The 15,947-nt window shown below is 64.3% G+C and carries 14 protein-coding genes and 1 pseudogene; 7 read left to right on the forward strand and 8 right to left on the reverse strand.

Annotation, left to right across the window (positions count from 1 at the left end; genetic code table 11):
* The 4 genes from QBK88_RS01930 to QBK88_RS01945 all read right to left on the reverse strand — a co-directional run.
* The coding region (locus QBK88_RS01930) for a group I truncated hemoglobin (protein ID WP_445764880.1) at nucleotides 1–372 on the reverse strand (372 nt) is incomplete at its 3' end.
* A complete protein-coding gene (locus tag QBK88_RS01935) occupies nucleotides 372–1,229 on the reverse strand; it encodes a DUF3034 family protein (RefSeq protein ID WP_277960692.1) in 858 nt (285 codons plus the stop codon). The genes QBK88_RS01930 and QBK88_RS01935, both read right to left, overlap by 1 nt.
* Before the next feature lie 2 nt (nucleotides 1,230–1,231).
* Entirely contained in the window at nucleotides 1,232–3,580 is a 2,349-nt protein-coding gene (locus QBK88_RS01940) for an EAL domain-containing protein (protein WP_277960693.1), read from the reverse strand.
* Nucleotides 3,564–4,244 carry a methylamine utilization protein gene (locus tag QBK88_RS01945; RefSeq protein ID WP_277960694.1) on the reverse strand — a complete coding sequence of 227 codons (681 nt, stop codon included), beginning with the start codon at nucleotides 4,242–4,244 and terminating at the stop codon, nucleotides 3,564–3,566. The genes QBK88_RS01940 and QBK88_RS01945 overlap by 17 nt, the downstream gene beginning before the upstream one ends.
* 306 nt (nucleotides 4,245–4,550) lie before the next feature.
* Here QBK88_RS01945 and lon point away from each other — a divergent pair, with 306 nt between their 5' ends.
* The 4 genes from lon (at nucleotide 4,551) to cmoB (ending at nucleotide 9,388) form a co-directional block, all read left to right on the forward strand.
* Nucleotides 4,551–6,968: an endopeptidase La gene (lon, locus tag QBK88_RS01950; protein ID WP_277960695.1), complete on the forward strand. Its 2,418-nt coding sequence runs from the start codon at nucleotides 4,551–4,553 to the stop codon at nucleotides 6,966–6,968.
* Nucleotides 6,969–7,124: 156 nt separating this feature from the next.
* Nucleotides 7,125–7,517: a protease inhibitor I42 family protein gene (locus tag QBK88_RS01955; protein ID WP_277960696.1), complete on the forward strand. Its 393-nt coding sequence runs from the start codon at nucleotides 7,125–7,127 to the stop codon at nucleotides 7,515–7,517.
* A 174-nt stretch (nucleotides 7,518–7,691) separates the two neighbouring features.
* A complete protein-coding gene (gene cmoA, locus QBK88_RS01960; protein ID WP_277960697.1) occupies nucleotides 7,692–8,435 on the forward strand; it encodes a carboxy-S-adenosyl-L-methionine synthase CmoA in 744 nt (247 codons plus the stop codon).
* Complete coding sequence (gene cmoB / locus QBK88_RS01965) at nucleotides 8,432–9,388, forward strand: tRNA 5-methoxyuridine(34)/uridine 5-oxyacetic acid(34) synthase CmoB (protein ID WP_277960698.1); 957 nt, start codon at nucleotides 8,432–8,434, stop codon at nucleotides 9,386–9,388. The genes cmoA and cmoB overlap by 4 nt, the downstream gene beginning before the upstream one ends.
* 30 nt (nucleotides 9,389–9,418) lie before the next feature.
* Here the strand turns inward: cmoB and QBK88_RS01970 are convergent, their stop codons facing one another.
* The 4 genes from QBK88_RS01970 to QBK88_RS01985 all read right to left on the reverse strand — a co-directional run bounded on the left by QBK88_RS01970 (nucleotide 9,419) and on the right by QBK88_RS01985 (nucleotide 13,169).
* Complete coding sequence (locus tag QBK88_RS01970) at nucleotides 9,419–10,195, reverse strand: ABC transporter ATP-binding protein (RefSeq protein ID WP_277960699.1); 777 nt, start codon at nucleotides 10,193–10,195, stop codon at nucleotides 9,419–9,421.
* Nucleotides 10,195–11,250, reverse strand: a complete 1,056-nt coding sequence (locus QBK88_RS01975; protein WP_277960700.1) for a FecCD family ABC transporter permease — start codon at nucleotides 11,248–11,250, stop codon at nucleotides 10,195–10,197. Before QBK88_RS01975 ends, QBK88_RS01970 begins: the two co-directional genes overlap by 1 nt.
* A complete protein-coding gene (locus QBK88_RS01980) occupies nucleotides 11,247–12,392 on the reverse strand; it encodes an ABC transporter substrate-binding protein (protein WP_277960701.1) in 1,146 nt (381 codons plus the stop codon). The genes QBK88_RS01975 and QBK88_RS01980 overlap by 4 nt, the downstream gene beginning before the upstream one ends.
* An 84-nt stretch (nucleotides 12,393–12,476) precedes the next feature.
* Nucleotides 12,477–13,169 carry an NUDIX domain-containing protein gene (locus tag QBK88_RS01985; protein ID WP_277960702.1) on the reverse strand — a complete coding sequence of 231 codons (693 nt, stop codon included), beginning with the start codon at nucleotides 13,167–13,169 and terminating at the stop codon, nucleotides 12,477–12,479.
* 94 nt (nucleotides 13,170–13,263) lie between these two features.
* Between QBK88_RS01985 and QBK88_RS01990 the strand changes: the two genes are divergently transcribed.
* The 3 genes and pseudogenes from QBK88_RS01990 to nadE all read left to right on the forward strand — a co-directional run.
* Nucleotides 13,264–13,902: an isochorismatase family protein gene (locus QBK88_RS01990; RefSeq protein WP_277960703.1), complete on the forward strand. Its 639-nt coding sequence runs from the start codon at nucleotides 13,264–13,266 to the stop codon at nucleotides 13,900–13,902.
* 2 nt (nucleotides 13,903–13,904) lie between these two features.
* Nucleotides 13,905–15,098 carry a nicotinate phosphoribosyltransferase gene (gene pncB / locus QBK88_RS01995; RefSeq protein WP_277960704.1) on the forward strand — a complete coding sequence of 398 codons (1,194 nt, stop codon included), beginning with the start codon at nucleotides 13,905–13,907 and terminating at the stop codon, nucleotides 15,096–15,098.
* A gap of 22 nt (nucleotides 15,099–15,120) precedes the next feature.
* Nucleotides 15,121–15,645: pseudogene (gene nadE, locus QBK88_RS02000) on the forward strand (NAD(+) synthase); the annotation flags it as partial.
* Between the last annotated feature and the right edge of the window lie 302 nt (nucleotides 15,646–15,947).

Raw genomic sequence — 15,947 nt, forward strand, 5'->3', positions numbered from 1 at the left:
CGCCGGCACCGGCACATTCCTGTCCTCCATGGCCTTGATCAGGTCCTCCACCAGGGCATTGAAATCACTGCGCGTCAGGTTCTGCCCCTTGTGCGACTCAGCCATGGTGTCGCCGGTGTAAGTGCAAGGCCCACCCGCCTCCACGCAGAACTGCTCGACCAATTTGTCCCGCAGGCGCGAGATGTTGACGTTGCGAAAATGCTCGACGATGCGGTCGTCGTGGGCGATGTGCAGCAGCATGCCTTCGACGATCGCGGTAATCCCGGGCGTGGCGCCCAGGTCGCGGTACAGGCTGTCATCCGTGGGCGGTTGGGTGTTGGCGGCGCAGGCGCCCAGCAGCAACACAGAGGCAAGCAACACGCGGCGGATCATCAGTAACTCCCCTGAATCGACAGGTACGTGCCATTCTGGTTGTCCAGCGTGGCGATTTCGCCCAGGCGGGCGTACGCCAGCACCACCGCGATGTGCTTGTTGGGGAACCAGCCCACGAATACGTCGGCCCAGTCGCTCTCGCCAGAGAACGACAGGTTGTCGGGCTTCTCCTTGTACTCAACGCCCAGCGCCCAGCGTGGGTTGAACAGCACCGCCGCCGATGCTTCCTTCAGCACGCTGCGGGTATCGCGGCGGTCGCCACCAAAACCCAGCACGCCCAGTTCGTTGGCGCGGCTGTAGCGCAGGTTGCCGTTGAGCAGCACGTCGTAACCGAAGGCGCCCCCGAGGAACAGCCGGCTGGCGGCCAGGTAGCCCTCCACGTCGGAGTCGCGCTGGGCGCCCACCAGCCGTGGAATCTCGAAGTTGTTGTCGTGCTTGTACTCCAGGCCCAGGGACACCTGGGGCAACTGGTCGTAGATCAGGTCGCCGAACAGCCGCACTTTCACGCCGAAAATGTCTTGCCCCAGGCTGTCCTGCGGCAAACCGAACTTGTGCACCAGGCTGCCCAGGTCAAACCGCTGGTGAGCGTAAGACACCTCCACGCGGTTGTCGTAACTGGCGGCCAGGCCCACCACGTCCAGGTTGTAGTCCGGCAGATCTACGTGGGTGCCGAAAGCCGTCGCCCCCCACTCGCCCTGCTCGCCGTAGCCGGCCAGCACCGCCCATGGGTTGATGCCACCGCCCGCGGGACCGTCCAGGCTGGAGGCGCCGCCGGTGGCCAGCAGGCGGCCCTGGTCGGCCATCGCCACCGAGGACAGGCACAGGGAACACAGCAACAGGGACAATCGACGCGTCATCTTCAGTGCACCATCGCAGACAGGGTAGGCAGGGGTAGCTTCATCCAGGCCTCGAACGCCGACGCCGTGAGCGGCCGGCTGATCAGGTAACCCTGGGCGGTATCGCAGTGCCAGCGCTCCAGCAGGCGCAGGCTGTGTTCGTATTCGACGCCCTCGGCCACCACCTTGAGGCCCAGGTTGTGGCTCATTTCGATGGTGGAGCGCACGATCACCGCGTCTTCGCTGGTTTCGTCCAGGTTGCGCACGAAGGACTGATCAATCTTCAGTTCCTGCACCGGCAGGCGTTTGAGGTGCGCCAACGATGAATACCCGGTGCCGAAATCGTCCACCGACAGGCTGATGCCGCATTCGCGCAAGCGGTTGAGCACTTTGAGGGCCGACTCCGGCTCGCGCATGATCGCGCTTTCGGTGATCTCGAAGATCAATTGGCTGGCCGGCACGCTGTACAGCGCCAACAGCGTGTTGACGCGATCGGCCAGGTCCTGGCCCAGCAGGTCATCGGCCGAAATGTTCAACGACAACTGCACCCGCAAGCCGCGAAGGTTCCACTCACCCACCTGCCGAATCCCCTCCTCGATCACCCAACGGGTCAGCAATTGGATGCTGCCGGTGCGTTCGGCCAGCTCGATGAATTCCCCCGGCGAAACAATGCCCAGTTGCGGGTGGTGCCAGCGCAACAGGGCCTCCGCTTGGCGTACCTTGCCGTCGCGGATGTCCAGTTTGGGCTGGTAATTGAGCAGCAGCTCACCATTGTCGGCGGCGCGGCGCAGGTCGCGGATCAGGCGGATCTGGCGCTGGTGGGCCAGGTCGCGGCCCTGTTCGTAGACCTGCAGGCGCCCAGGCATCATCGCGGCGTCCTTGAGGGCTACCGCGGCGCGGCTGATCAGTGCTTCGGCGTGGTCGCCATCGGCCGGGTAGGCCGCGATGCCGATACGGCAATCGATGGCCACGTCATGCCCCTTGAAACGGTGCGGCTTGAGCAGCAGTTGCTGAATCTTGTCCGCACGAGCCACCGCGCTGTCACTGTCGGTATGTTCGAGCAGCAGCAGGAATTCGTCGGCGATCAGGTGGGCCAGGGTGTCGCCCGGCGTCAGGGTGGCCTGCAGGCGCTGCCCCACCTGGTGCAGCAGACCGTCGATGAACACCGAGCCGGCGCCGTCGCTGAGGGCCCGCAGGTTATCGATACCCAGGTACACCAGGGCAACCGGCCGCTGGGCGGCGATGGCGCTGCTCAAGCGCTCCATGGCCAGGGTACGGTTGGGTAACCCGGTGAGGCTATCATGCAGGGCATTGTGGGCCAATTGCTGCTCGCGTTCGGCGATGCCCACGCGCATGTGGTTGAAGGCGTTGGCCAGCACGCCCAATTCGTCCCGGCGCTCCAGGTCCACGGGGGTCTGGTAGTCACCGGTACCAATGCGCTGCGCGGCCTGCGCCAGCATCTGCACGGGTTGCGAGACACTGCGCGCCAGCAGCAGGGCACCGATCAGCGATGCCGCCAGGGCGGCGATGGCAATGAACAGGATGGTGTTGTCGAGCGCCGAAAATGCCTGCAACGCTTCGTCCAGCGGGCTCTGCAACAGGGCAATGACCTGGCCGCCATCGTTGTTGTCGAGCATCAGCGGCTGGCTGAGGTACGTGCGGTCATCATGGGTGGCCTGGGACACATGGTTGCTGTTGGCGTGCTCCAGCATCCAGTTGGTGATGGCCGGCTGCAAGCCGGCGGGCTGGGTACTGACCAATTTGCCCAACTGACCATCGTCGCGCGACAGGAACGACACCTCCAGGTTGGTGAGGTTGTGCAGTTCCTGGGCCAGGGCATCGTCCATGACGAAGCCGATCACCACGCGACCAATCGGCAACGGCGCCATCACCGGTGCTTCCACCAGCAAGTGTGGCTCACCGCGCAGTGGCACGATGAGCATGGCCTGGTTCTGCCGCCGTGCGTCACGCAGAGCCTGGTCATAGCGAAAACGGCTGCCGTCCTCGAGCTCGGCAACGGTGCTGGCCATGACCTTGCCGTCCATGCTCAGCAGGATCATGTCACTGGCGCCGATGCGCGCGCCATGGTTGGCAAGGGCCGAGCGGATGGTGGCCGAATCGCCGCTGGCCACGGCGTCGCGGAAACCGAAGTCGGCGGCCAGCAGTTGCGCGGCATCTTTCAGGCGCTTGCCGCGCACGTCCAGCAGGCGCTCGAACACCCGCGAGCCCACCTGCAACTGCTCGCTGGCCTGAACCCGTACCGCATCGGTGGTGGCCAGCTTGACCGACAGGGTCAAGGCCGCGATCACCACCAGCAGCAAAAGCGTCAGGACGCAGGCAATGCGTGCCTGGAAACTACTTCTCAGTTTCACGGACAGCTTTATTGAACGCATCGCCGAAGCCACTCGTTTCAGGAGCATGAGGGGTATCAGCCGTCAGCGGCTCTACCGTGAGGGTCCAGGAGCGCTGCAGGCCACTGGCGGCAACGTCGATGGTGCCTCCAGGGCTCACGCGCTGGTCGGGCAACTGCGGGTGCCACAGGGTGGCCTGATAGCGGCCGGGGGGCACATCGAGGCTCAGTGTGCCGTCGGCCCCGCTGACCGCGAACCAGGGGTCATCGGTCACGTAGATGTAACCCAGCATCCAGTCATGGATGTTGCAACCCAACACCACCACGCCGGGTTTGTCGAACAGCAGCGGGTCGGTCGGGGTGCCTTCGTACAAGCGCAGTTCAAAGCGCTTGGCCGGCGAGAACGAGTACACCTGGTGGCGAATGTTGTCGCTGTTGGGGAAGCGGATCCGGGTGCCGGTGTGCACGGCCAGCACGTGGGGCACGAACTCCTGCTTGACCTGGTCCATGCTGGCGGTGGGCACGGCATTGCCCGCGGTGTTGTCACCGGACAGGCTCAGCACTGCCCCGGCCAGCGGCTTGCCCTGGGCGTCGAGCACCTGTGCCTTGAGCGGGGCGGCGGCGCAGAACGCCGATGCTCCCAGGGCTAGTATCAATACAGCAAGTTGCACACGGATTCTTGCCATGTTGGCACCCAAGGTCGGAAAACAGATATCGCCAGCCCTGGCAGTTGCAGCCGAGCCAGAATAAACACCCTGGCTCCAGAGATCACGCCATGATTATGGCTTATTGCTATCATCCCTGAATTCCCGACGAAAGGAGGCGAACCCAGTCAGGAGCGTAGCACTTTATGCCAGTGACGCAGTCGCGCGACCCCGGGGCCGCTCTATGTGAAGGTTATCGTCAGGTTTTGGTAAAGCTGGAGTGCCGCCATTGAAACCACTGCCCGGCCGCCCCATCTAAACGGGCATAGCCATTTGCGCAGGTGCCCCATGAGCGACCAGCAGGATTTCCCCGAACACCCGAACGCCCCCCTGGACCACGAACACATCGAGCATTCCACCCATTCCAGCACCGAGCTGGCATTGCCCGGCCAGAACCTGCCGGACAAGGTCTATATCATCCCGATCCACAACCGCCCGTTCTTCCCCGCGCAAGTGCTGCCGGTGATCGTCAACGAAGAGCCGTGGGCCGAGACCCTGGACCTGGTGGCCAAAGAGCCACATCACTCCCTGGCGCTGTTCTTCATGGAAACGCCCCAGGACACCCGCCACCTGGACACTTCCAACCTGCCGCTGTACGGCACCCTGGTGAAGATCCACCACGCCAGCCGCGAAAACGGCAAGCTGCAGTTCGTGGCCCAGGGCCTGTCGCGTGTTCGCATCCGCAACTGGCTCAAGCACCACCGCCCGCCCTACCTGGTGGAAGTGGAATACCCGCACCAACCCGCCGAGCCCACCGACGAGGTGAAGGCCTACGGCATGGCGCTGATCAACGCCATCAAGGAGTTGCTGCCGCTCAACCCGCTGTACAGCGAAGAGCTGAAGAACTACCTCAACCGCTTCAGCCCCAACGACCCCTCGCCGCTCACCGATTTCGCCGCCGCCCTGACTTCCGCCACCGGCGCCGAACTGCAGCAGGTGCTGGACTGCGTGCCCATGCTCAAGCGCATGGAAAAAGTACTGCCCATGCTGCGCAAAGAGGTTGAAGTAGCGCGCTTGCAGAAAGAGATTTCCGCCGAGGTGAACCGCCAGATCGGCGAGCACCAGCGTGAGTTCTTCCTCAAGGAACAGCTCAAGGTCATCCAGCAGGAGCTGGGGCTGACCAAGGACGACCGCAGCGCCGACCTCGAGCAGTTCCAGCAGCGCCTGGAAGGCAAGACCCTGCCACCCCAGGCGCAAAAGCGCGTGGACGAGGAAATGGGCAAACTGGCGATCCTGGAAACCGGCTCGCCGGAATACGCGGTGACCCGCAACTACCTGGAATGGGCCACCGCCCTGCCCTGGGGCGTGTACGGCAAAGACAAGCTGGACCTCAAGTTCGCCCGCAAGGTCATGGACCAGCATCATGCCGGCCTTGATGACATCAAGAGCCGCATTCTGGAATTCCTCGCCGTGGGCGCCTACAAAGGCGAGATCAGTGGTTCCATCGTACTGCTGGTGGGCCCGCCTGGCGTGGGCAAGACCAGTGTTGGCAAATCCATCGCCGAGTCCCTGGGCCGGCCTTTCTACCGTTTCAGCGTGGGCGGCATGCGTGACGAGGCCGAAATCAAGGGCCACCGCCGCACCTACATCGGTGCCCAGCCGGGCAAGCTGGTGCAGGCGCTCAAAGACGTCGAAGTGATGAACCCGGTGATCATGCTCGACGAGATCGACAAGATGGGCCAGAGCTACCAGGGCGATCCGGCTTCGGCGCTGCTGGAGACCCTGGACCCGGAACAGAACGTCGACTTCCTCGACCACTACCTGGACCTGCGCCTGGACCTGTCCAAGGTGTTGTTCGTGTGCACCGCCAACACCCTGGACTCGATCCCCGGGCCACTGCTTGACCGCATGGAAGTGATTCGCCTGTCCGGCTACATCACCGAAGAGAAACTGGCCATCGCCAAGCGCCACCTGTGGCCCAAGCAACTGGAGAAGGCCGGCGTCGACAAGAGCAAGCTGAGCATCAGCGACACCGCACTGCGCGCGGTGATCGAAGGCTATGCCCGCGAAGCCGGCGTGCGGCAGCTGGAAAAACAGCTGGGCAAACTGGTGCGCAAGGCCGTGGTGCGCCTGCTGGATGCGCCGGACAGCGTCATCAAGATCGGCCCCAAGGACCTGGAAGCTTCGCTGGGCATGCCGGTGTTCCGCAGCGAACAGGTGCTGTCGGGCAAGGGCGTGATCACGGGCCTGGCCTGGACCAGCATGGGCGGCGCTACCCTGCCCATCGAAGCCACGCGCATTCACACCCACAACCGCGGCTTCAAGCTGACCGGGCAACTGGGTGAGGTGATGAAGGAGTCGGCGGAAATCGCCCACAGCTACATCAGCTCCAACCTGCAGCAGTACGGCGCCGACCCGAGCTTCTTCGACGAGGCGTTCGTGCACCTGCACGTACCCGAGGGCGCCACGCCCAAGGACGGCCCGAGCGCCGGCGTGACCATGGCCAGCGCCTTGCTGTCCCTGGCCCGTGACCAGGCACCGAAGAAAGGCGTGGCCATGACCGGTGAGTTGACGCTGACCGGGCACGTGCTGCCGATTGGCGGTGTGCGCGAGAAGGTGATCGCGGCGCGGCGGCAGAAGATCAATGAACTGATCTTGCCGGAAGCCAACCGCGGGCATTTCGAAGAGCTGCCGGACTACCTCAAGCAAGGCCTGACGGTGCACTTTGCCAAGCGTTTTGCCGATGTGGCGAAAGTGTTGTTCTGACTAGTTGCGGGACCGGGCGAAGCTCGGGAAGCAGGCAACGCGAAATACCTGAAGGTTCGCGGCGCCTGCTTCCCGAGCTTCGCCCGGTCCCACAGGGTCGGAGCCCCATTTTTTCGGTTATGCTGGCGGCCATCCTTGCCACCCATGGAGCCGCCCATGACCGCCGCCCGCCTTCTCCTGCCCGCCAGCATTGCCCTGCTGGCCGCCTGCGCCCAGCAACCGGCGCACAACGTCGAGCTGGCCAGACAGAGCGAATGCCCGCTGAAACTGGTCAATGGCCAAACCCTCACCCTCACCCTGCCCAGCAACCCCACCACCGGCTATCGCTGGCTGATGCAGAACCCCGCGCCCGCCGTGCTGCGGGTACTGAGCCCGGAGGTGTACAGCAACCCAGAGGACGCCGGGCTGGTAGGCGCTGCCGGGCAATCGACATGGCGCTTCCAGGCCAAGGCCGCCGGGCAGGGGCAGTTGCTGCTGGTGCTGCAGCAGCCGTGGGCGCCTGAGGTGAAGCCGGTGCAGGTGTTCGACTGCGCCATCACCGTCAAGTGAGATCAGCGTCGCCTGCTTCCCGAGCCGCGCCCGGTCCCACATGAGAACGCCTGCCAATGGGGGGCCAGGCGTAGCTCGGGAAACAGACGACGCGATTCATCAGGCATACCTGCAATAAACCGCCATTCCCGGTAAAATGCCGCCCCTCGATTTTACCGACCCGCCGGAACCGCCGTGAGCAAAGAACCCGACCGCATTTTCGCCCAGCCCCTGGCCCAGGTGCCCGACTTCGTTTTCAACGAAGACGTGGTGCGGGTATTCCCGGACATGATCAAGCGTTCGGTGCCCGGCTACCCGACCATCGTCGAGAACCTCGGCGTGCTTGCCGCCCAGTTCGCCCAGCCGCACACCGCGCTGTACGACCTGGGCAGCTCACTGGGCGCCGTTACCCAGTCGCTGCGCCGGCACGTGCGCACCGACGACTGCCGGGTGATCGCGGTGGACAACTCCAGCGCCATGGTCGAGCGCTGCCGTGAATACCTCAATGCCCAGGACTCGATGTTCCAGGAATTGCTGCCGGTGCAGGTCATCGACGGCGACATTCTTAGCCTGGACTTCCAGCCGGCGTCGGTCATCGCCCTGAACTTCACCCTGCAATTCATCACCCGCGACCAGCGCCTGGGCCTGCTGCAACGCATCCGCCAGGCCCTGGTGCCGGGTGGCGCGCTGATTCTCTCGGAAAAGCTGCGCTTTGCCGACAGCCAGGAACACGACCTGCTCACCGACCTGCACATCGCCTTCAAGCGCGCCAATGGCTACAGCGAACTGGAAATTGCCCAGAAGCGCAGCGCCATCGAAAACGTGATGAAGCCCGACAGCCTGGAAGAACACCGCGAGCGCCTGCTGGCGGCCGGTTTCTCCAAAGTGGTGCCATGGTTCCAATGCCTTAACTTTGCCTCGTTGATTGCCCTGCCATGATTGATCTAGCCCCCCTGGTCCGCCGCATGGCGGGCACGCCCCTGGCCACGTGGAGCGAGGGCCTGCAGGCCCAGCTCGACGCCAAGATGGAGAAAGGCCACGGTGACCTGGAGCGCTGGCAGGCGGCACTCGATGCCCTGCCGGCGCTGCAACCCAGTGACATCGAGCTGGCCCAGAGCCTGACGCTGGACTGCCCCTGCGACGACGCCACCCGCCAGCAGCTGCACGACGCCCTGATGGGGCTGTCGCCCTGGCGCAAAGGCCCGTTCAACCTGTTCGGCGTGCACGTGGACACCGAGTGGCGGTCGGACTGGAAATGGACCCGGGTAGCCCCGCACCTGGACCTCAAGGGCAAGCGCGTGCTCGACGTGGGCTGCGGCAACGGCTACTACCAGTGGCGCATGCTCGGCGCCGGTGCCGACAGCGTCATCGGCGTGGACCCCAACTGGCTGTTCTTCTGCCAGTTCCAGGCCGTGCAGCGCTACCTGCCCGAGCTGCCTGCCTGGCACCTGCCCTTCGCCCTGGAAGACCTGCCGCCGAACCTGGAAGGCTTTGACACGGTATTTTCCATGGGCGTGTTCTACCATCGCCGTTCGCCCATCGAACACCTGCTGGCGCTGAAGGACTGCCTGGTCAAGGGCGGCGAACTGGTGCTGGAAACCCTGGTCGTGCCCGGCGACAAGCACCAGGTGCTGGTACCGGAAGACCGCTACGCGCAGATGCGCAACGTGTGGTTCCTGCCCTCGGTGGCAGCCCTGGAACTGTGGCTGCGCCGCGCCGGGTTCAGCGACATCGAGTGCGTGGACGTGAGCGTCACCACGGTGCAGGAACAGCGCAGCACCGAATGGATGAAGTACCAGTCACTGGGCGACTTCCTCGACCCCAATGACCACAGCCGCACCATCGAAGGCCTGCCAGCGCCGATGCGCGCCGTGATCAAGGCTCGCAAGTAGCCTGCAGCCTGGCGGCAGCGGCTGCGGGGTTTACACCAGGCCGTCGATCATCACCTGGGCGCTGCCTTGCGAGCAGCGCTCCACGCGGCCGCGCACACCGTAGACCCGGGCCAGGCTGGCCGGGTCGATCACCTGGTCCGGCGCGCCATGGGCAATCAGTTGGCCGCCCTTGAGCATCAGCACCCGGTCGGTCTGGCGGAGGCTGATGTTGATGTCGTGCAACACGATCAACGTCACCATGTTGCGTTCGCGGGTTTCCAGGCCGATCACGTCCATCACGTGGTACTGGTAATTCAGGTCCAGCGCACTCAGCGGTTCATCGAGCAACAGCAGCACCGGCTTGCGGATCAACGCCTGGGCCAGCCCCACCAGTTGCTTCTGGCCGCCGGACAGCTGGTCCAGGAAACTCATGGCCAGATGTGCGATACCCAGGCGCTCCAGTAACGCCCGCGCCTCATCGATGTCTTGCTGGCGCGAGGTATTGCCACTGGCACGGCGGGCCACCAACAGCGACTCGAACACGCGCAGGTGCACGCTGGCTGGCAGGCTTTGCGGCAGGTACACCACCCGCTCGGCTCGGCTGGCGTAGCTGGCGGTGAGCAGGTCGGCGCCGTCCAGCAGCACCTGGCCACGGGCCGGGGTGAGTCCGGCGATGGCCTTGAGCAAGGTCGACTTGCCGCTGCCATTGGGCCCCAGCAACGCCGTCACTTCACCGTGGCACACGCCCGTCAGCGATAGCTGTTCAATGATGCGTCGCTTGCCATAGCTGACATCCAGTTGCTCGATACGCAGTTGATGGGCGCTCATCAGTGGCCTCCGTTGCGACGCAGCACGATGGACAGGAAAAACGGAATGCCCACCAGCGAGGTGACGATGCCCACCGGAATCAGCACCCCGGGAATGATGTTCTTGGACGCCACCGACGCCAGCGACAGAATCAGCGCCCCGGCCAGGGCACTGCCCGGCAGATAGAAACGGTGGTCTTCGCCAAACAGCAGGCGGGCGATATGCGGGCCCACCAGGCCAATGAAACCGATAGTGCCGACGAAGGCCACCGCCAGTGCCGAGAGCACACTGACCCGCAACAACGTCCCCAGGCGCAAGCGTTTCACATCGATACCGAAGCTGGCGGCCCGGTCCTCGCCCAGGCGCAAGGCCGTCAGTTGCCAGGCACGACGCAGGGCCATGGGCAAGGCACAGGCCACGGCCAGCGCCAGCAGCCCCACTTTCAGCCAACTGGCCCGGGCCAGGCTGCCCAGGGTCCAGAACACCAGGGCTTGCAACGAGTCTTCCGTGGCCACGAACTGGATCAGCGAGACCAGCGCGCCGAACGTAAACCCCAGCGCAATACCGAACAGCACCACCACGCTGGTATCGGCCTTGCGCCAGCGTGCGAGCAGGTCCAGCAGCAACGTGGCGATCAGGGCAAAGATGAAGGCATTGATCGCCACCAGCCATTCATCCGGCACCCCGGGTATGCCCAGGTTCAGTACAATGGCCAGCGCCGCGCCAAACGCCGCCGCATGGGATACCCCCAGGGTGAAGGGGCTGGCCAGCGGGTTGTTGAGGATGGTCTGCATCTCCGCGCCGGCCAGGCCCAGGGCGGCGCCCACCAGCACTGCCATCAGCGCCTGGGGCAGGCGAATACTCCAGACGATCACCTGCTGGCCGGGGTTGACCGAGGCCTTGTGCAGCAGCGTCTGCCACAGGTCGGGCAGGGTCAGGCCGGAGGGCCCCAGGGTAAAGTCCAGCACCAGGGAAGCAATGATGGCTGCCAGGAACAGCCCCAGCAGCAGTACACGGCGACGCAGCACGCGCTGGTAGTCATCCATGATGAGCGTCGCCTCGCTCGGCGCATTCATGGGGTGGCCTTGAGATCAGCCCAGTAGGCGCCGCTGATGTCCTCGGGCAGCAACTTCTGCAGTTCGGCCTTGCTCTGCTGCGGGTCCAGGTCGACGAACTGCTGCGGGTAGAACCACTTCGCCATGGCTTCCACCGCCAGAATGTTCAACGGCGAGTTGTAGAAGTTGTGCCACAGGCCATGCACCCGGCCTTCACGTACGGCGGTCAGGCTGTTGATGCCCTCGCGAGCCACCAGCGTCTGCAGGCTGGCCCGGGCGTTGGCGACGGTTACGCCACCGCCGGCCTTGTAGCCGGCATCGGTGGCGGTGTTGTCGCGGGTACCGCTGACCAGGTAGAAACGAGGGTCAGCGGCGATGAGTTTCTCCAGGTTGATGTCGCCGATCACGCCTGGCAGCAGGCCAGCAGCGATGTTATTGCCGCCGGCTGCCTCGATGAAGTCGCCCATGTTGCCATTGCCGGCGGTGTGGCAGCAGGGCACCCCGCCCTTGCCGACACCGGCCAGCATCTCGATGAACACGCTGGGGCGCTGGTCGCGCGGTACGGCGTTGACCACGTCCTGTACGCGCTTGAGGTGGCGCTGGTAGAAATCGATGTAGGCCTGGGCCTGGGGCTCGCGGTGCAGCACCTTGCCCAGCAGGCGCATGCTGGGCACGGTGTTCTGCAGGGGGTGCTGGCGGAAGTCGATGAACACCACCGGCACACCGGCGTCCTGCAATTGCTTGACGATGGGGTTGTCCAGGCCCGGGCCGTGGCCGGCGACGCCGAAGATGGCCACATCGGGGTTCAGGGCCAGTACTTTCTCGGGGCTGACGCTGGCTTCGGAGGTGGTGCCGATGGTCGGCACCTTGCCGATCGCCGGGTAAATAGCCTTGAAGGCGTCATAACCGGGCTTGTCCACCGAACTCAGCTCGCCCTGCCAACCGACCACGCGCTTGAAGGGCTGCTGGCCTTCCAGCAGAGCCAAGGCATAGATCATCCGCCCTTCGCCCAGCAACACATGTTGAGGGTTGTCGGGCACCTGCACCGTGCGCCCGGCGATATCCGTCACCGTCTGGGCCAGCAGCAACGGGCTGAACAGGCTGAATGCCACGGCGGCGAACCAGCCTGTGGCGCGGGGGAAGCGGGTTGCACGGCGACGCATCGGAAACCTCGGCGGGTAAAAAAACGCGCCGATTTTAACGGGCAATGATTCCCACTAACGTGAAACTTGCCTCAGGCACGCCCGTCACACCAACACGCTGCGGTCGAACACGAACACCCGGCCCGGCTCCGGCCGGTGCTCCAGGAGGGTTTGCGGGCGGCCCATGGGCGGCCGGTTCTTGTCCCCGGTGTCGGCGATCCAGCCCTTGTCCTTCATGCGCTCCAGACGCCCGCGCAAAGTGGTGTGCTGCACTGCCTGGCCCAGGCAGGCTTCGAATGCCGCCAAGGCTTCGGTGACCGTGAACCGCGGCTGCAACAGGTGCAGCGGCAGCGCCGTGTACACCGCCTTGGCGGCGAGCCGCGCGTGGGCCTGGGCCACCAGCTCTGTGTGGTCGAACGGCAACGCCCGGCGGCCTTGCAGAACATCATCCAGGGCGAAGAAGCGCAGGTCTTCGCCTTCCAGCCGGGTGGTGGGGCACAGCAACGCCAGGTAAATGGTGCTCATGGACCAGCCACGCGGGTCACGGCTGGCGCTGCCTACCGTGGCGACCTGCTCCAGGTACCGGGGGGCCACCCGCGCCTTTTCCTCCAGCGCGCGGCTGGCGGCGGCGTCCAGGCTGGGGTCGGCGCAGCGGCCATTGACCAGCACACCTGGCAACGCCCACTGGTCTCTGAAAGGCTCGCGAGCACGGCGAATCAGCAGCAGTTCCAGGCGCTGTTGCTCGTTGAGGCGCAGCGCGACGATGTCGACACTGGCCAGGATCTGGGCGTTGCTCATGGTGCCTCCCTCTTGCACAGCATAATTTTGCTTGACCACATATTACATCAGGTGGAATATGTAGTCACGCACAGCGAAGCAAGGAGTTGCCGCCATGAAGATCGCCAGTTTCGACATCGACGCCCAAAAGGGCTTCACCCCCCTCTGCCCGGCCGAGCTGCCGGTGCCCGAAGGCCACCTGATCGGCGCGGCGCTCAACCACCTGGCCCGCTACGCCGACCTGCGCCTGGGCAGCAAGGATGCCCACACGCCACATGCCGCGTGGGTGGTGCCCAGCCACGCCCAGATGCTGCAACCCCTGAGCCTGCCCAACGCCGACATCACCTGGGTCAGCCACTGCGTGCCCGGCACGCCTGGTTTCGAGCTGCTGGATGAGCTGCCCACGCCGCTGGAGTATGACTTCTTCGTGTGGAAAGGCATCGAGCCGGACCTGCACCCCTACGGGGCTTGCTACCACGACCTGGCCGACACCCGCAGCACCGGCGCCATCGAGTTTCTGCGCCAGCAGGGCGTGGGCTGCGTGCTGGTGGGCGGCCTGGCGCTGGACTACTGCGTCAAGACCACCGCCCTGCAACTGCGCCGCGCCGGCTTTCGGGTAGGTGTTTACTTGCCCGCCTGCCGTGCCATCGCCCAGGCCACCGCCCAGGCTGCCTGCGAACAGATGCAGGCCGAAGGCATCGAACTGTACGCCAGCGCCGCCGAACTGGCCGCCGCCCTGAACAAGGAAGCCTGACCATGGCCGAGAGTATTTTCGCCGACCGTATCGTGCAGAACCTGCTGGACACCGACTTCTACAAGTTGACCATGATGCAGGCGGTGCTGCACAACTACCCCAATGCCGAGGTGGAATGGGAGTTCCGCTGCCGCAACGCCGAAGACCTGACGCCTTACCTCGCGGAGATCCGCTACCAGATCGAGCGCCTGGCCGAGATTTCCATCACCCACGACCAGCTGGCGTTCCTGGAACGCATCCCGTTCATGAAAGCGGATTTCATCCGCTTCCTGAGCCTGTTCCGCTTCAACCTGCGGTACGTGCACACCAGCGTCGAAGACGGCCAACTGTGCATCCGCCTGCGCGGCCCGTGGCTGCACGTGATCCTCTACGAGATCCCGTTGCTGGCGATCATCAGCGAAGTGCGCAACCGCTACCGCTACCGCGATGTGGTGCTGGAGCAGGCCACCGAGCAGTTGTACAAGAAGCTGGACTGGCTCAAGGCCGAGGCCAGCCCCAGCGAACTGAGCGGTTTCCAGTTGGCCGACTTCGGCACCCGCCGGCGCTTTTCCTACCGGGTGCAGGAAGAAGTGGTGCACATCCTCAAGCGCGACTTCCCCGGTCGGTTCGTTGGCACCAGCAACGTGCACCTGGCCCGCGAGCTGGAGGTGAAACCCATCGGCACCATGGCCCACGAGTGGTTCATGGCCCACCAGCAACTGGGCCCGCGGCTGATCGACAGCCAGATCGCCGCCCTGGACTGCTGGGTGCGCGAATACCGCGGCCTGCTGGGTATAGCGCTGACCGACTGCATCACCATGGACGCGTTCCTCAACGACTTCGACCTGTACTTCGCCAAGCTCTTCGACGGCCTGCGCCATGACTCCGGCGACCCGCTGGCCTGGGCGCAAAAAGCCATACGCCACTATGAAAGCCTGGGCATCGACCCATTGAGCAAGACCCTGATCTTCTCCGACGGCCTGACCCTGCCCAAGGCGCTGGAACTGTATAGAGCGCTGCACGGCCGGATCAATGTAAGCTTTGGCATCGGCACCAACCTGACCTGCGACATACCCGGGGTCGAGCCCATGAACATCGTGATCAAGATGACCGCCTGCAACGGCCATCCGGTGGCGAAAATCTCCGATACGCCCGGCAAGACCCAATGCCTGGACGAGAACTTCGTCACCTACCTCAAACATGTATTTCGCGTCTGAATCGCACCCTCAGGAGTTCGACATGAGCAACCGTCAAATCGAAATCGCCGCGGCCCTCAACGTGGTACCGCGCTTCGCCGACACTGCCGCCCTGGTGGCCGAAGTGGAGCGGCGCAAGGCATTCATCAAGCAGTGCCTGCGCAACGCCCATGTGAAAGTGCTGGTGCTGGGCATCAGCGGCGGTGTCGACTCGCTCACCGCAGGCCGCCTGGCGCAGTTGTCGGTAGAAGAACTGCGCGCCGAAACCGGCGACGACGGCTATAAATTCATCGCCGTGCGCTTGCCCTACAACATTCAGCACGACGAACACGACGCCGCCGCCTCGATGCAGTTCATCCGCGCGGACGTGGAAGACACCGTCAATATCGCCGGCGCCGTGCTGGGGCTGTCCGAGCAGGTCGCGCATTTGCACGGCCTCACCGACGCCCGCCGCGACTTCGTCATCGGCAACGCCAAGGCGCGTATCCGCATGGTGGCCCAGTACACCATCGCGAACGCCAACAACGGCCTGGTGATCGGTACTGACCACGCTGCCGAGGCCGTGATTTCCTCCCCCCTACATTAAACTGCACAACACCCTCTACAACCCTCAAGCCAGACGCTTCCCAAGCCTCACCGATGAGAGGATAATGAACATCAGTAGCTGTAAAACTGATGTGTGGGACGTAACAGAAAATGAAGGTAGTAGCAGTAAGAGGTCGGGAGCTAGACCTCAGCGAGTCAGTCTTGGCCAATGGCCCATTCCGAGAGAGATTCCTAGCCCAGCCAGAGTCCATCGATCCGCTAGTCCAGGTAACTGGCAGTGCCCTGTTCGACGATGATGAACGTGCCCTCCCCTTAGTAACGTCC

Source organism: Pseudomonas sp. RIT-To-2, assembly GCF_029623465.1.
GTDB lineage: Bacteria > Pseudomonadota > Gammaproteobacteria > Pseudomonadales > Pseudomonadaceae > Aquipseudomonas > Aquipseudomonas silvicola.

What these genes read in the sequence shown, in the direction of transcription:
- QBK88_RS01935 (WP_277960692.1), bottom strand. Translation starts at nt 1,229, where the DNA reads ATGACGCGTCGATTGTCCCTGTTGCTGTGTTCCCTGTGCCTGTCCTCG.
- QBK88_RS01945 (WP_277960694.1), bottom strand. Translation starts at nt 4,244, where the DNA reads ATGGCAAGAATCCGTGTGCAACTTGCTGTATTGATACTAGCCCTGGGA.
- lon (WP_277960695.1), top strand. Translation starts at nt 4,551, where the DNA reads ATGAGCGACCAGCAGGATTTCCCCGAACACCCGAACGCCCCCCTGGAC.
- QBK88_RS01955 (WP_277960696.1), top strand. Translation starts at nt 7,125, where the DNA reads ATGACCGCCGCCCGCCTTCTCCTGCCCGCCAGCATTGCCCTGCTGGCC.
- cmoB (WP_277960698.1), top strand. Translation starts at nt 8,432, where the DNA reads ATGATTGATCTAGCCCCCCTGGTCCGCCGCATGGCGGGCACGCCCCTG.
- QBK88_RS01970 (WP_277960699.1), bottom strand. Translation starts at nt 10,195, where the DNA reads ATGAGCGCCCATCAACTGCGTATCGAGCAACTGGATGTCAGCTATGGC.
- QBK88_RS01975 (WP_277960700.1), bottom strand. Translation starts at nt 11,250, where the DNA reads ATGAATGCGCCGAGCGAGGCGACGCTCATCATGGATGACTACCAGCGC.
- QBK88_RS01980 (WP_277960701.1), bottom strand. Translation starts at nt 12,392, where the DNA reads ATGCGTCGCCGTGCAACCCGCTTCCCCCGCGCCACAGGCTGGTTCGCC.
- QBK88_RS01985 (WP_277960702.1), bottom strand. Translation starts at nt 13,169, where the DNA reads ATGAGCAACGCCCAGATCCTGGCCAGTGTCGACATCGTCGCGCTGCGC.
- QBK88_RS01990 (WP_277960703.1), top strand. Translation starts at nt 13,264, where the DNA reads ATGAAGATCGCCAGTTTCGACATCGACGCCCAAAAGGGCTTCACCCCC.
- pncB (WP_277960704.1), top strand. Translation starts at nt 13,905, where the DNA reads ATGGCCGAGAGTATTTTCGCCGACCGTATCGTGCAGAACCTGCTGGAC.